At 62.8% G+C, this 14,748-nt stretch carries 11 protein-coding genes; all 11 read right to left on the bottom strand.

All coding sequences use genetic code 11. The features are described from left to right. Nucleotides 1–6: 6 nt before the first annotated feature. The 11 genes from acs to dksA all read right to left on the bottom strand — a co-directional run bounded on the left by acs (nucleotide 7) and on the right by dksA (nucleotide 14,670). Nucleotides 7–1,941 carry an acetate--CoA ligase gene (gene acs / locus CWR53_RS03780; RefSeq protein ID WP_100850858.1) on the bottom strand — a complete coding sequence of 645 codons (1,935 nt, stop codon included), beginning with the start codon at nucleotides 1,939–1,941 and terminating at the stop codon, nucleotides 7–9. Nucleotides 1,942–2,217: 276 nt separating this feature from the next. Next, nucleotides 2,218–3,882 carry a glucose-6-phosphate isomerase gene (pgi, locus tag CWR53_RS03785; protein WP_100850859.1) on the bottom strand — a complete coding sequence of 555 codons (1,665 nt, stop codon included), beginning with the start codon at nucleotides 3,880–3,882 and terminating at the stop codon, nucleotides 2,218–2,220. Between the two features lie 143 nt (nucleotides 3,883–4,025). Next, a complete protein-coding gene (gene panC, locus CWR53_RS03790) occupies nucleotides 4,026–4,889 on the bottom strand; it encodes a pantoate--beta-alanine ligase (protein WP_100850860.1) in 864 nt (287 codons plus the stop codon). Continuing rightward, entirely contained in the window at nucleotides 4,886–5,686 is an 801-nt protein-coding gene (panB, locus tag CWR53_RS03795) for a 3-methyl-2-oxobutanoate hydroxymethyltransferase (protein ID WP_058604750.1), read from the bottom strand. The genes panC and panB overlap by 4 nt, the downstream gene beginning before the upstream one ends. Nucleotides 5,687–5,936: 250 nt before the next feature. Next, a complete protein-coding gene (gene folK, locus CWR53_RS03800; protein WP_058604749.1) occupies nucleotides 5,937–6,416 on the bottom strand; it encodes a 2-amino-4-hydroxy-6-hydroxymethyldihydropteridine diphosphokinase in 480 nt (159 codons plus the stop codon). Then, nucleotides 6,413–7,795: a polynucleotide adenylyltransferase PcnB gene (locus CWR53_RS03805; protein ID WP_058604748.1), complete on the bottom strand. Its 1,383-nt coding sequence runs from the start codon at nucleotides 7,793–7,795 to the stop codon at nucleotides 6,413–6,415. Before CWR53_RS03805 ends, folK begins: the two co-directional genes overlap by 4 nt. A 751-nt stretch (nucleotides 7,796–8,546) precedes the next feature. Then, nucleotides 8,547–9,986, bottom strand: coding sequence for a sigma-54 dependent transcriptional regulator (locus CWR53_RS03810; protein ID WP_058604747.1), 1,440 nt, complete (start codon nucleotides 9,984–9,986; stop codon nucleotides 8,547–8,549). Between the two features lie 4 nt (nucleotides 9,987–9,990). Further along, on the bottom strand, nucleotides 9,991–12,966 hold the full coding sequence (locus CWR53_RS03815; protein WP_181405461.1) for a sensor histidine kinase: 2,976 nt from the start codon (nucleotides 12,964–12,966) through the stop codon (nucleotides 9,991–9,993). Next, nucleotides 12,950–13,126, bottom strand: coding sequence for a hypothetical protein (locus CWR53_RS03820; RefSeq protein WP_003250005.1), 177 nt, complete (start codon nucleotides 13,124–13,126; stop codon nucleotides 12,950–12,952). The genes CWR53_RS03815 and CWR53_RS03820 overlap by 17 nt, the downstream gene beginning before the upstream one ends. Nucleotides 13,127–13,272: 146 nt before the next feature. After that, nucleotides 13,273–14,160 (bottom strand): tRNA glutamyl-Q(34) synthetase GluQRS, encoded by an 888-nt coding sequence (gene gluQRS, locus CWR53_RS03825; RefSeq protein ID WP_181405462.1) that lies wholly within the window; start codon nucleotides 14,158–14,160, stop codon nucleotides 13,273–13,275. Nucleotides 14,161–14,223: 63 nt separating this feature from the next. Next, a complete protein-coding gene (gene dksA / locus CWR53_RS03830) occupies nucleotides 14,224–14,670 on the bottom strand; it encodes an RNA polymerase-binding protein DksA (RefSeq protein ID WP_058604744.1) in 447 nt (148 codons plus the stop codon). Nucleotides 14,671–14,748 lie beyond the last annotated feature (78 nt).

Consider the following 14,748-nt stretch of genomic DNA (forward strand, 5'->3'; position numbering starts at 1 on the left):
TGCCGGTTATCGGTTCAGGCGAGTGTCGATCAACCCTTGGACGACGCCCGGGTCGGCCAGGGTGGAGGTATCGCCCAGGCTGTCGAGCTCGTTGCAGGCGATCTTGCGCAGTATACGCCGCATGATCTTGCCCGACCGTGTCTTGGGCAAAGCCGGCGCCCATTGCAGTAACTCGGGCTTGGCGAAGCTGCCTATCTCCTTGCTGACCAGCGCCAACAGCTGGGCCTTGAGATCTTCATCGGGGCGGACACCGTTCATGGTGGTCACGAAGGCGTATACGCCCTGGCCCTTGAGATCGTGGGGGTAGCCCACCACGGCTGCTTCGGCCACGCTGTCGTGAAGCACCAGGGCGCTCTCGACCTCCGCCGTGCCGATGCGATGCCCGGACACGTTGATCACATCGTCCACGCGCCCAGTGATCCAGTAATGCCCGTCGGCATCGCGCCTGGCGCCGTCCCCGGTGAAGTAGTAGCCGGGCATGGGTTTGAAGTAGGTGTCGACCATGCGTTGGTGATCGCCATGGACAGTGCGAATCTGCCCAGGCCAGCTGGCCTTGATCGCCAGCAGCCCAGCCCCTTGACCCTCGATGACCTGGCCTTTGTCGTCAAGCAGCACCGGCTGCACGCCGAACATGGGTTGGGTGGCGCAGCCAGGCTTGAGGGTCTGGGTGCCGGGCAGTGGCGTGAGCATGATGCCGCCAGTCTCGGTCTGCCACCAGGTATCGACGATGGGGCAGCGGCGCTGTCCGACCTCATTGAAATACCAGTGCCAGGCTTCCGGGTTGATCGGTTCACCCACGCTGCCCAGCAAGCGCAGGCTTGCACGGGAGGTACTTTGCAGGGGCGCATCCCCTTCGCGCATCAGCGCGCGCAGGGCGGTGGGTGCGGTGTAGAAGATGTTGACCTGGTGCTTGTCCACGACTTGCCAGAACCGCGAGCTGTCGGGGTGGTTGGGCACGCCTTCGAACATCAGCGAGATGGCGCCATTGGCCAAGGGGCCATACACGATGTAGCTGTGGCCGGTGACCCAGCCGACGTCGGCGGTGCACCAGAAGACTTCCCCCTCCCTATAATCGAACACCACGTCGAATGTCATGGCCGCTTGCAGCAAGTACCCCGCCGTGGTGTGCAGCACGCCTTTGGGTTTGCCGGTGCTACCGGAGGTGTAGAGGATGAACAGAGGGGCCTCTGCCTCCATGGGTTCGGGTGGACAGGCTTCGTCGACCTGCTCGATGGCGTGGTGGTACCAGAGGTCGCGATTGTCGTCCCAGGCGACATCACCCCCGGTTCGCCGCACTACCACGACGGTACTGACGGCCGGGCAACTGGCCAACGCCTTGTCGACATTCTGCTTGAGGGCGATTCGCTTACCGCCGCGTACGCCTTCGTCAGCGGTGATGACGGTGCGGCAGTCAGCGTCCAGGATACGGTCACGCAGCGCGTCCGGGGAAAAACCACCGAACACCACGGAGTGAACAGCGCCTATGCGCGCGCAAGCGAGCATGGCGAAGGCGGCTTCGGGGATCATCGGCATGTAGATGCACACCCGGTCACCTTTGGCCACGCCTCGCGACTTCAATACATTGGCCAGGCGACACACCTGGCGGTGCAGTTCACGGTAGCTGATGGCCTGGGTGTCGCTGGGGTTGTCGCCTTCCCATAGCAGGGCGGTCTGCTCGGCCCGTGTGGCCAAGTGGCGATCGATGCAGTTGTAGCTGACGTTCAGTTGGCCCCCGTCGAACCAGCGGGCCTGGCCGGTGCGCAGGTTCGATTGTTGAACCTGTGACCAAGGCCTCATCCAGGTCAGGCGCTGCGCTTGAGCGGCCCAGAAGGTGTCCGGGTCTTCGACCGACTGGCGGTACAGGCGGTGGTAGTCGTCCTGGGAGAGGGCTGCCGCTTGGCTGACGGCGAGGGCGTGCGGGTATTTTCGAATATCGAACATGGCGGTGGTCCTGCTCTTGTGAGGGGCGAGGGACGGCAACGGCTAATGGGTAGGACAGTTTTGCGGGGAGGGGTGTTCCACCGGTTTGGCGATTGGGCGGGTACGGTCGATAGGGGCTATGGAACCGTCGACTGGCCTGCTGTAGAGGCTTGGCCCACGTGCGATGGGCGCTGCGCAACAGCCCCGGCAATTGCCCAGGGGGCGAATTGTAGAAGCTGCGGCGCATCTCTTGATGCCTTGCCTGGCGAGCACAAGCCCTGCCAGGTAGAGGTCTGATCAGCCGCGATGGCGGCCGCGGAAGTAATTGATCAGGCCTTGGGTAGAGCCGTCCTCGGCCACCTCTTCCTGGCTGCCTACAAGACGCTGGTACACGCCCTTGCCCAGTTCCTTGCCCAGTTCCACACCCCATTGGTCGAAGGCATTGATACCCCAGACCACGCTTTGCACGAACACCTTGTGCTCATACATGGCCACCAGGGCACCCAGCCGGCGTGGGCTGATACGCTCGACCACCAAGGTGTTGCTCGGGCGATTGCCCGGGATGACCTTGTGCGGGGCAAGCTTCTGCACCTCGGCTTCGCTCATGCCCTTGGCACGCAGTTCGGTCTCGGCTTCTTCTCGCGTCTTGCCCAGCATCAGCGCCTGGCTCTGGGACAGACAGTTGGCGTACAGCCATTGGTGATGGTCGGCTACCGGGTTGAAGCTGACGACCGGCACGATGAAGTCGGCCGGGATCAGCTGCGTGCCCTGGTGCAGCAACTGGTGATAGGCATGCTGGCCGTTGCAGCCCACACCGCCCCAGATCACAGGGCCAGTCTCGGTTTTCACCGGGGTGCCGTCCTGCAGCACGCTCTTGCCGTTGGACTCCATGTCCAGCTGTTGCAGGTGCTTGGTGATGTTGCGCAGGTAGTGGTCGTACGGCAGGATCGCATGGCTGCTGGCACCCCAGAAATTGCCGTACCACACACCCAGCAGCGCCAGCAGCACGGGCATGTTCTTCTCGAACGGCGCGCTCTGGAAATGCTGGTCCATGGTGTAGGCACCGGAGAGCAGTTCCTTGAAGTTGGCGGTACCGATGGCCAGCGCAATCGGCAGGCCGATGGCGGACCACAGCGAATAGCGCCCACCGACCCAGTCCCACATCGGAAAGATGTTCTCTTCGCGGATGCCAAACGCAACGGCGGCGGCCTTGTTGCTGGACACGGCGATGAAGTGGCGGTACAGCTCGGCTTCCGAGCCGCCCTGGGCCAGGTACCAGGTACGCGCGGCCATTGCGTTCTTCAGGGTCTCGAGGGTGTTGAACGACTTGGACGAGACGATGAACAGGGTGGTTTCGGCGCGCAGGCTGGCCGACAGTTCGTGGAACTCGCTACCGTCGATGTTCGCCAGGTAATGGCAGCGTACACCGCGCTGGGCGTAAGGCATCAATGCTTCGGATACCAGTTCCGGGCCCAGGAACGAGCCACCGATACCAATGTTGACCACGTCGGTGATGGGCTTTTCGCTGTAGCCACGCCACAGGCCATCATGAATGCGGCCGACCAGCTCGGTGATCTGGTTGAGCACCTTGTGCACTTCGGGCATGACGTTCACGCCGTTGACGCTGAGCTTGTCACCCACCGGGCGGCGCAGCGCAGTGTGTAGCACCGGCCGGCCTTCGGAGGCGTTGATGATCTCGCCGTTGAACATCGAAGTGATGGCGTCCTTGAGGCCCACTTCGTCGGCCAGGTTCACCAGCAGGTCACGTGTCTGTTCGGTGATCAGGTTCTTGGAATAATCCAGGAACAGGCCACAGGAGCTCAGGGAGAATTGTTCGAAGCGCTGAGGATCGGCGGCGAAAGCTTCTCGCATGCTGAAGCCTTGCATGGCATCGCGGTGCTGCTTGAGCGCCTGCCAGGCGGGTAGAGCCGTGACATCGTGGGGGGTACGGTAATACGCCATTGCGCGGGGGTCCCTTGGTCCGTGGTGATGCGTTGGACACGGCAGTCATTGCCGGGTTCAGGCTGGCATCATTATAGGCAAAGGCCCGGCGCTGGGAATGGGGGGCGCAAAAGTAGATGGGGTGCCTAGGCACCCCAGGCCGTTCAGGCCGTCTTGTGCTGCACCTGCACGTACAGGTTGTCGATCAGGCGGGTGTTGCCTAGGTAAGCCGCCGCGATGACCACCAGGTCTCGGTCATCGACCATGGCCGGGCGCAGGGTCAGGGCATGTCGAACTTCCAGGTAATCGGGGCGCAGACCGGCTGCGCTCAATTGGGCTTGGCCGTCGGCCACCAGCGCGGCGAAGTCCTTTTGGCCACGGGCGATGGCAGCTGCCATCGTCTGGAGCACGCGATACAGCACAGGCGCCGTTGCCCGCTGCTCGGCGGTGAGGTAGCCGTTGCGCGATGACAGTGCCAAGCCGTCTGCGGCGCGCACCGTAGGCAGCCCTATCACCTGGATGGGCATGTTCAGGTCGCGCACCATGGCGCGAATGACTGCCAGCTGCTGATAGTCCTTTTCGCCGAAGACCGCGAGATCAGGCTGCACCATGTTGAACAGCTTGCTGACCACGGTGGCCACGCCTTCGAAGTGCCCTGGCCGACTGGCGCCGCACAACCCTTCTGACAGGTTGGGCACGCTGACCCGCGTCTGCACGCTCATCCCGTCCGGATACATTTCGTCCACGGCAGGGGCAAACAGCAGGTTGCAGCCCGATTCGACCAGCAGTTGCTGGTCGGCTGCCAACGTGCGGGGGTATTTGTCCAGGTCTTCATTGGCCCCGAACTGCAGCGGGTTGACGAAGATGCTGGCAACCACGAAGTCGGCGCATTGCGCAGCCTTTACCACCAGGGCCGCATGGCCGCTGTGCAGGTTGCCCATGGTGGGCACGAAGCCGATGCGCTTGCCTTCGCTGCGGGCGCGGGCTACGGCGGCGCGCAGCTCCGGCACGGTCTTGACTGTATTCATGCGCTGAACCCGTGTTCACTGGCGGGGAACGTGACTTGCTTGACGGCCTGGACATAAGCGGCGAGGGCGCTGGCGATGTCAGGCTGGCCGTCCATGAAGTTTTTCACGAACTTGGGTACCCGGCCGCTGAGGGACAGGCCGAGCATGTCATGCAGCACCAGTACCTGGCCATCGGTGGCGCTGCCGGCACCGATGCCGATGACCGGGATGCGCACGGCCTGGGTGATCGCTGCGGCCAGTTCGCTGGGCACGCATTCGAGCAGCAGCATGGCAGCGCCTGCGGCTTCAAGCGCGATGGCATCGGCCTGCATCTGCCGGGCTTGTGCCTCCAGGCGACCTTGTACCTTATAGCCGCCGAGCACATTTACGGTCTGAGGCGTCAAGCCCAGGTGGGCGCACACAGGCACCCCACGCTCGGCCAGCAGCCGGATGGTCTCGGCCAACCAGGCTGCACCTTCGATCTTGACCATGTGGGCGCCTGCCTGCATCAGCGCCGCGCTGTTGGCGAAGGCCGATTCGGGCGTGGCGTGGGCCATGAACGGCAGGTCGGCGAGAATCATTGCGCCGTGATTGCCGCGCTTGACCGAGGCGGTGTGGTAGGCCATGTCTGCCGTGGTGACCGGCAAGGTGCTGTCATGGCCTTGCAAGACCATGCCCAAGGAGTCGCCCACCAGCAGGACGTCGACGCCGGCCTGGCTGGCTGCCTTGGCGAACGTCGCGTCATAGCAGGTCAGCATGGCGATTTTTTCACCCTTGGCCTTCAGGCCATTGAGGGTGGAAAGGGTTACTTCAGGCATGTAGAGAGTTCCTCATTCTGGCGCCAGGGGAAACGACTGCATGCAACCTGAGTAGTCATCTTCCGCAGCGGCACATCATCGCGCGTGATGTTCTGGCACAGGTCCGTCCGGGCCTCGATAGGGGGGCGCAACACAGGGGTGCCACGCGGGTCGCCTATAGTCGTGAGCGAAATGAGGGAAGTCAATCACCCTGTTACCGCATTGTTACGATCAGGGTGTTACTGGCGTTACTGCCCTAACGAACGGCCGATTACAGGCGTTCGAGGCCAATGTATGGGCAAGCGGCGAGCAGTTGGGACAATTGGCGGCCATCGGCAAGCCGGAAGTCTGCAGGTACCAGTTCGGCCAGCGGATAGAGCACGAAGGGCCTGGCATGCATGTGATAGTGCGGTACCTGCAGGCGCGGCAGGTCCAGCACCTGGTCGCCGTACAGCAGAATGTCCAGGTCGAGGGTGCGCGGCCCCCAGCGTTCCTTGCGCACCCGGCCCTGGTCGTTTTCGATGGCCTGCAAGGCATCGAGCAGGTCAAGGGGCGCCAAGGCGCTGTCGAGCGCGGCGACGGCATTGGTGTAGCGGGGCTGGCCCGGCAGTAGCGAATCGCTGGTGTACAGCGCCGAAGCGGCCACCAAACGCGTCGCCTGGACCTGATCGAGTGCGTCCAGCGCGCTGCGCAACTGCTCGGCCGGGGCATCCAGATTGCTGCCCAGGCCGACGTACACGCGGATGCTCACTCGAAGGCCTCTTCACCACCGCGCTTGCGCTTGCTGTTGCTGCGCTTGCGCTTGCGGGACACACCGCCTTCATCACGGCTGCCCAGGTCGCGGATCATGTCGCGGCGCTCGCTGTCATTGGCTTCCTGATACTCGGTCCACCACTGGCCAAGGTCATCGGTTTCTTCGCCAGCGCTTTCGCGCAGCAGCAGGAAATCGTAACCGGCACGGAAGCGTGGGTTGTCCAGCAGCATGTCGGCGCGTTTACCGCTGCGGCGCGGCAGGCGTTCCTGCATGTCCCAGATCTCGCGGATCGGCAGGGTGAAGCGCTTGGGAATGGCAATGCGTGCGCACTGCTCGGCGATCAGGTCATGGGCTGCACCGTTCATGGCCGGAATCGGCGGCACTCCTTGGTTCTGCAGGTGCAGAACGCGCGCTGGCAGGGCAGGCCAGAGCAGGGCTGCGAACATGAAGGCAGGCGTTACCGGCTTGCCTTGCTTGACGCGCAGGTCCGTATTGCTCAACGCCTGGCTGATCAGCGTGTGGGTATAGGTGGGGCGGTCCTCCAGCGCCTGGGCACTGGCGGGGAACAGGGGTTCGAACAGCTGCAGGTCGACCAGCATTTCGAACGCCATGGCGCCCTGGCCCGAAAGGAACAGCTTCAGGCTCTCTTCGAACAGCCGCGCCGGCGGTATTTCACGCAGCAACGGCGCCAGTTCGCGAATCGGCTGGACGGTGTGCTTTTCGATACCGAAGTCGAGCTTGGCTGCGAAACGCACCGCACGCAGCATGCGCACTGGGTCTTCCTGATAGCGATGGGTAGGATCGCCGATCAGGCGCAACAGGCGATTGCGCACATCGTGCACGCCGTTGGCGTAATCGAGAATGCGCTCGCTCACCGGATCGTAGTACAGCGCGTTGATGGTGAAGTCGCGGCGCTGCGCGTCTTCTTCCAAGGTGCCATACACGTTGTCGCGCAGGATTCGCCCGCTGGCATTATGGGACGAGCGGTGGCTGTCGCCCTGATCGTCCTCGGAGTGAGGGGCGCGGAAGGTGGCAACTTCAATGATTTCACGGCCGAAATGCACGTGAACCAGCTTGAAGCGGCGGCCGATGATACGCGCGTTACGGAACTCGGCACGCACCTGTTCGGGGGTGGCGCTGGTGGCCACGTCGAAGTCTTTCGGTGTGATGCCCAGCATCAGGTCGCGGACACAGCCACCGACCAGATAAGCCTGGTAACCGGCGCTCTGCAGGCGCTCGACGATGTTCACCGCATGGCGGCTGAACTGGTGGCGCTGCAGCGAATGCTGGCTTTTGTTGATCACCTCGGGCGTGGTGCGCCGGTGGTGCTGGCCCGGTACGGGCGGGCGGAACGACTGGAACAGCTTCTTCAGCATGGGATGCACTGTTTGAAGGAATGTTCGGCCAAGAATATGAGAATGGCCGCATGATGGGCGGGGATTCTAGCATTTACTCGCGGGATGGTGTAGGCGGTCGCAGAATGCCTGCCCAAAGGCAGAAACGACAAGGGGAGCCTAAGCTCCCCAAGAAGTCGTTGCGTGTGCTCTTATTGTTTTTTTTGCGGGCTTCTTGTTTTTGTTGAGTGCCCTGCCACTAAGCGTGAAGCTTGTGGACGACCCCCAAACCAGGGGTAAAGAGCAAACGGATTGCTTTGGCCGCTGATGTCACGTTGATCGTCGATCCATCCAGTTCAGGTGCTGCTTTATAGTGCAGTTTTTGTTGTTCTCTGCCTGGGTGTGGGGCAAGCCCCAAACATGCATCCTCTCCAAAAGAATCAGTTAGCTGCGCCTCCGCCGTCTTGTTCTTATTGTGCGTGAGTCGTTTCGTCTTGTTCTTATTGTGGGTTGCAGTGCTTGTTATTGTTTTTGTACTAAGCATATAGCAGAAGGCGTGCCAACTTTGGCTGGCCCAGCAAATCCGGGGATTTGGCTATTTTTGCAGGGGAGCATGCCAAGTGCGCGGCGTGTTTTTCGTTACCGTTTACCTCGGCAACTGTTACGCACCTGCAGGCAGGTAACAGATTTTTGCGGCGGGGGGACGCGGGGGAATCAGTCTGAGGCCCCGTTACGGGGAACAAGCCTGCAGGGTGACCGAAGACGGGCAGGAGACGCCTCCTGCCCGGTCGAATCAGTTCTCGCTGGTGGCGTTGCTTTTGCGGCGAGGAATGCCCAGGCGCTGCCTGCGCTCCCAAAGGCACTTGCGACTGACGCCCAGCTTGCGTGCCAGCTCGGTCTCGGTCATGTGGTCCTGATGCTCGAGCACGAAATGCTGGAAGTAGTCCTCCAGCGACAAATCTTCGGTCGGCTCATGACTGGCCGTGGCGGCACTGGCTGCGGTCAGCGCACTGTCGAGCAGCTCGTCCTCGTCCAGATCGCTGAGCTCGATATCGATGCCCAACAGCTCCGCCGAAATTTCCGGGCTTTCGCTCAGGATGACTGCGCGTTCCACGGCATTTTCCAGTTCTCGCACGTTGCCGGGCCAGCTGTAATGACGAATGGCCTGCTCTGCCTCGGGTGAGAAGTGCAGGTCGTCACGCCCGATCCGCGCGCACTGGCGGGCCAGGAAGGCGCTGGCAATTTCGTTCACATCGCTGCCGCGCTCGCGCAGGGCAGGTAGCTTCAGCGCGATCACATGCAAGCGGTAGTACAAGTCTTCACGGAACTGACCGGCCTTGGCCAGGTTTTTCAGGTCCCGGTGAGTGGCCGCGATCAGGCGCACGTCGACCTTTTGCGACTGCACCGAGCCCACCCGCCGAATCTCGCCTTCCTGAAGCACGCGCAACAGGCGCGCCTGGGCTTCGAGCGGGAGTTCGCCGATCTCGTCCAGGAACAGAGTGCCGCCGTCAGCGGCCTCCACCAACCCAGCCCGACCTGCGCTGGCACCGGTAAAGGCGCCCTTTTCATGACCGAACAGCTCGGATTCGATGAGCGTCTCGGGAATCGCTGCGCAGTTGACCGAGATCATCGGTGCCTTGGCCCGTCGCGACAGGTTGTGCAGCGCACGGGCGACCAGTTCCTTGCCGGTACCTGACTCACCCTGGATCAGCACATTGGAGTCGGTAGGGGCGACCTTGCGGATCTTGCTGAACATGTCCTGCATGGGGGCGCAGGAACCGATGATGCCGATATCCCCATTGGTCGCCGGTGCGTTGCCTTTGTCCGCCGGGGCAGCCTTGGCGGAGGCCAGGCGTGGCTCAGGGGTTGCAGGTGGCGCGCTTGGCCGATCACGCAGGATGCGCGCAACGGCCTGGAGCATTTCATCATGATCGAACGGTTTGGCGATGTAGTCGACCGCACCCATTTTCATCGAGTCCACGGCCGAGCGCAGGCTTGCGTAGCTGGTCATGATCAGCACCGGCCTGCCCTCGCCGAGCTTGATCAGCTCGGTACCGGGGGCACCGGGCAGGCGCAGGTCGCTGACGATCAGGTCGAAGGTCGCAATGCTGAAGCGCTCCTGTGCTTCCTGCACCGAGCCGGCTTCGCTGACCTGGTACTGGTTCCGTTCGAGCAGGCGTCGCAGGGCTGAGCGGATGATGGTTTCGTCTTCGACGATCAGAATATGCGGCATTGATTCAATTCTCTCGACGGTCTCGATTTTCGGGGGACGTCGCTACGACATGCCGGGGCAGGGTCACGCGGATCCGGGTGCCACGTTGCCGTTCGATATCGGCCGGGCTGTCGATGGTGATTTGTCCATAATGCTCCTCCACGATGGAATAGACCAGCGCAAGGCCCAGCCCGGTTCCCTCGCCAGGGTCCTTGGTGGTGAAGAAGGGTTCGAACAGGCGATCCATGATGTTCTTCGGAATGCCGCTGCCCTCGTCCTCCACGATCAGGTCGACCGTGTGCTCGCAGCCCACGGTGCGCACGCGAATCGCGCTGCCGGGTGGAGACGCGTCCCGCGCGTTGGACAGCAGATTGATCAGCACCTGGGCCAGGCGTTGCGGGTCACCCTCTGCCCAGTGGTCGGGGTCGCACAGGTTGAAGAACTGCACGTCGAAGTTGCGCCGATTCAAGGCCAGCAGGCCAATGGCATCCTGGGCCACTTCTGCCAGGCACACGGGCTCTTCGCTGTTCTGATGGCTGCCGCCTGCGTGGGCGAAGCTCATCAGCGATTGCACGATGCGCGACACCCGCTTGGTCTGTTCGAGGATCTGGCTGGACAGCTCGATGATTTCTCCATCGCCTTCGCGCTCCTCGCGCAGGTTCTGCGCAAGGCAGGCGATGCCGGTGATCGGGTTGCCGATCTCGTGGGCCACACCCGCCGCCAGGCGGCCGATACTCGCCAGGCGTTCGGAGTGCACCAGCTTCTCTTCCAGGGCCTGGGTTTCGGTCAGGTCTTCCACCAGCAGCACCAGGCCACTATTGCCTGGGGCCAGCGGTTCGTCGATGGCGGCCTTGTGCAGGTTCAGCCAGCGCGGCTGGCCGTCCAGGGCCAGGCGCTGTTTGTGCAAGTGTTCATCCGGCACATTGATGAAGCCTTGCAGCAGGCCACGCCAGGGTTCGGCAATGGTGATCAGGCGCGAACCGACCACGTGCTTGGCAGCGATGCCGGTCAGCTCTTCCATGGCCTTGTTCCACATGAGGATTTCCTGGTCCTTGGCCAGGGAGCATACCCCCATCGGCAGCTCCTGAAGCGTCTGGCGGTGATAGCGGCGCAAGGCGTCGAGTTCGGCAGCCAGGCCGGTCAGGCGCGAGTGGTAGTCCTCCAGCCGGCTTTCGATGAAGTGGATGTCTTCAGTCACATAGTTTTCATTGCCCGACTTGTAGGGCAGGAAGGTCTCCACCATGTCCTGGGCCACGCTTGGGCCCATCAGGCCGGAGAGGTTGGCCTCGATGCGGTCGCGCAGCCGACGCAGGGCGTAGGGGCGCCGCTCGTCGAAGGGCAGGTACAGGTCGCGCAGGGCTTGCTCCACTTCCTTCTGTGCGGCCTTGGCGCCCAGTGGCTTGGCCAGTTGGGTGGCGAACTCCTGCGGCGAGGCCGCATGCAGTTCGCGGCGCTGGGGGCGGCGGACGTTGTCGACGGCGCAGGCTTCGGCGGCGGCCACCTCCTCGTTGCTGGCATTGGTGAACAGGGAAATCAAGGTGAACAGCAGCACGTTGGCGGCCAGCGATGCAATGGCTGCCATGTGCCAGCTGGTGTCGTCCAGTACGTAGATCATGTCCAGCGAGGGGATGTAGAAACCCTGCAGGTTACCCAGTAGTGGCAGCAGCATGGTGCCCATCCACACCAGGGTGCCTGCCACCAGGCCGGCAATGAACCCCCGCCGATTCGCCGTGGGCCAGTACAGCACCGACAGGACCCCTGGCAGGAACTGCAAGGTGGCCACGAACGCGACGATGCCCAGGTTGGCCAGGCTCTGGTGGCTGCTCTGGGTGAGGTAGAACATGAAACCGGCGGTGATGATCGCCACGATCAAGGCCCGGCGCGTCCACTTCAGCCAGCGGTAGATGTTGCCCTCGGCAGGCGGCTGGTACAGGGGCAGGACCAGGTGATTGAGCGCCATGCCCGAGAGGGCGAGGGTGGTCACGATGATCAGCCCGCTGGCTGCCGAAAGCCCCCCGACATAGGCCAACAGGGCCAAGGCCTGGTTGTTGGCCGCGATGCCCAGCCCCAGGGTGAAGTATTCCGGGTTGGTACTGGCGCCCAGGCGCAAGCCGGCCCATAGCACCAGGGGCACGGCCAGGCTCATCAGCAGCAGAAACAGCGGCAGCCCCCAGCTGGCGCTGACCAGCGAACGCGGGTTGAGGTTTTCGGTGAACGCCATGTGGTACATGTGCGGCATGACGATCGCCGAGGCGAAGAACACCAGCAGCAAGGTGCGCCACGGGCCCTCCTGCAAAGGCGTGTGCAGGGCCGCCAGCGCCGTCTGGTTCTGCAGCAACCAGACCTCCAGGCCATGGGGCCCGCCGAAAACGCCATACAGCGCATAAAGGCCGATGCCACCCAGGGAGATGAGCTTGATCACCGACTCGAAGGCGATGGCGAAGACCAGCCCCTCGTGCTTCTCACGGGTGGCGATGTGCCTTGAGCCGAAGAAGATGGTGAACAGGATGATAAGGGCACAGAAAGCGAACGCTACCCGGGCCTTGACCGGCTCCCCGGTGAGGATGCTGATGGAATCGGCCACGGCCTGGATCTGCAGAGCAAGCAGCGGCAATACCCCGATCAGCATGATCACCGTGGTCAGCGCCCCGGCCCAGGTGCTGCGAAAGCGGAAGGCCAGCAGGTCGGCCAGGGACGATAACTGGTAGGTACGGGTGATTTTAAGGATCGGATACAGCAACACCGGCGCCAACAGGAATGCCCCTGAAACCCCCAGGTAACAGGCCAGGAAGCCATAGCCGTACTGGTAGGCCAGCCCCACCGATCCGTAAAACGCCCAGGCGCTGGCATAGACCCCCAGCGACAATGTGTAGGTAAGGGGGTGGCGGATGATCGAGCGCGGTATCAAGCCGCGTTCGCTGACCCAGGCCACGCCGAACAGCACCAGCAGGTAGCCGGCACTGATCAGGATCATCTGGGTCAGGCTAAAGCTCATCGGCATCTCGTTGGCTCTGCAGGATGAAAGTGACGACGATCAGGATGAGCCAGAGCAGGTACGGGCGGTACCAGGCTCCGGTGGGCTCGATCCACCAGTCCATGATGGCCGGGGAGAACAGGTAGATCCCCACGACCAGAAGCAGGACCAAACGATAGATGTACATGCGGGCCTCGACGGTTGGGCGCTGCGGGTGTGGATCTATTATTGGCGCATACGGCGTGGCGGATGCTAGCGGGAATCGGCAGCGTTGGCCAAGGGTTTGAATTTCATGGCCTTTTGATTCAGGCGGGCGGGTTATCGAAACCCGGCCTAGCGCAAGTCGGCCTCAGGGACCGCGGTGCGCTGGGCAATGCGTTCGGGCCGCCACTGGGCACGTGCCACGGCCAGTACTTGGGCTGGGGTGGCGCTTGCGAGCTGCGCGGGCGTGTCCTGGCCCAGTGCCCTGAGCGCCCGCAGCAGCAGCGGAGTAGCCTGGTCGGCCTGCAGGGGCGGCGAGCGGTAGGACTTGCCCAGCTTGTGGCCATCAGGCTGGACGATCAGCGGCACATGCAGATAGCGCGGCTGCGTGAAACCCAGCAGCTCCTGCAGGTACAACTGACGGGGGGTGTTGTCGAGCAGGTCGGCACCGCGCACGATGTCGGTGATGCCCTGCCAGGCGTCATCGAGCACCACTGCCAACTGATAGGCATAGAGCCCGTCACGGCGCTGGATGACGAAGTCGCCCACTTCCCGGCCCAGGTGCTGCTGGTACTCACCTTGCACCCGGTCGGTGAAACGGTAGGACAGCTCCGGCACCCGGATACGAATGGCCGCACCTTCGCGGGCGTGCCCGGCATTGCGACAAAAACCGGGGTAGATACCGCCGTACGCTTCCAGCTGCTTGCGCGAACAGGTGCAGGCGTAGGCCAGGCCCATGTTGAACAGGCGGTCGACCACGCTGGCATAGGCATCAAAGCGCTGGCTCTGAAAGGCCACTTCGCCATCCCATTCCAGGCCGTAGCGTTCCAGGGTTTGCAAGATGGCATCGCGCGCGCCGGGCATTTCCCGTGGCGGGTCGGTGTCCTCCATGCGCAGCAGCCAACGCCCGTCCACGGCTCGGGCGTCCAGCCAGGAAGCCAGGGCGGCTACCAGGGAGCCGAAGTGCAGGAAACCGCTGGGGGTGGGGGCGAAGCGGCCGGTGTAACGGGACTGGGTCATGGTCGGGCAGGGCATATAAATGAAGCGGGGCGCATGATGCGCCCCGGCTGGAGAAGAAGACGATCAGCCTTTGCCGACGGTCTTTTCTTTCTTCTCGGCAATTTCCTTGCAGTCGAAGCACAGGTCAGCGGTAGGACGGGCTTCCAGACGGCGCAGGCCGATCTCGATACCGCAGGAATCGCACCAGCCGTATTCTGCGTCCTGAATCTTCTGCAGGGTCTTGTCGATTTTCTTGATCAGCTTGCGCTCGCGGTCGCGGTTACGCAGCTCGAGGGCGAATTCTTCTTCCTGGCTGGCACGGTCGGCCGGGTCGGGGAAGTTCGCCGCTTCGTCCTTCATGTGGTCCACGGTGCGGTCCACGCTCTGCATGAGCTCGCCTTTCCAGGCATTGAGAAGCTTGGTGAAGTGCTTCTTCATGGGCTCACCCATGTATTCTTCGCCCTTGGTCTCTTGATAGGGCTCGACACCGTACATGGTTTGACCGGTTTTTTGCTTTTCTACGGTGGACATGAATAGACCGCCTCTCACTCATCTGATCCTATGCGCAGGATGCTCCATCTCCGGCGACCGCCGGCCCTGCGACTGCGA

Origin of the sequence: Pseudomonas sp. SGAir0191 (assembly GCF_002812565.2) — a bacterium.
In the GTDB taxonomy this organism is placed as follows: Bacteria; Pseudomonadota; Gammaproteobacteria; order Pseudomonadales; family Pseudomonadaceae; genus Aquipseudomonas; species Aquipseudomonas parafulva_B.

Excerpts from the sequence above, each read along its gene's own strand:
- acs (WP_100850858.1), bottom strand. The coding sequence starts at position 1,941 with ATGTTCGATATTCGAAAATACCCGCACGCCCTCGCCGTCAGCCAAGCG.
- pgi (WP_100850859.1), bottom strand. The coding sequence starts at position 3,882 with ATGGCGTATTACCGTACCCCCCACGATGTCACGGCTCTACCCGCCTGG.
- panC (WP_100850860.1), bottom strand. The coding sequence starts at position 4,889 with ATGAATACAGTCAAGACCGTGCCGGAGCTGCGCGCCGCCGTAGCCCGC.
- panB (WP_058604750.1), bottom strand. The coding sequence starts at position 5,686 with ATGCCTGAAGTAACCCTTTCCACCCTCAATGGCCTGAAGGCCAAGGGT.
- CWR53_RS03805 (WP_058604748.1), bottom strand. The coding sequence starts at position 7,795 with ATGCTGAAGAAGCTGTTCCAGTCGTTCCGCCCGCCCGTACCGGGCCAG.
- CWR53_RS03810 (WP_058604747.1), bottom strand. The coding sequence starts at position 9,986 with ATGCCGCATATTCTGATCGTCGAAGACGAAACCATCATCCGCTCAGCC.
- CWR53_RS03815 (WP_181405461.1), bottom strand. The coding sequence starts at position 12,966 with ATGCCGATGAGCTTTAGCCTGACCCAGATGATCCTGATCAGTGCCGGC.
- CWR53_RS03820 (WP_003250005.1), bottom strand. The coding sequence starts at position 13,126 with ATGTACATCTATCGTTTGGTCCTGCTTCTGGTCGTGGGGATCTACCTG.
- gluQRS (WP_181405462.1), bottom strand. The coding sequence starts at position 14,160 with ATGACCCAGTCCCGTTACACCGGCCGCTTCGCCCCCACCCCCAGCGGT.
- dksA (WP_058604744.1), bottom strand. The coding sequence starts at position 14,670 with ATGTCCACCGTAGAAAAGCAAAAAACCGGTCAAACCATGTACGGTGTC.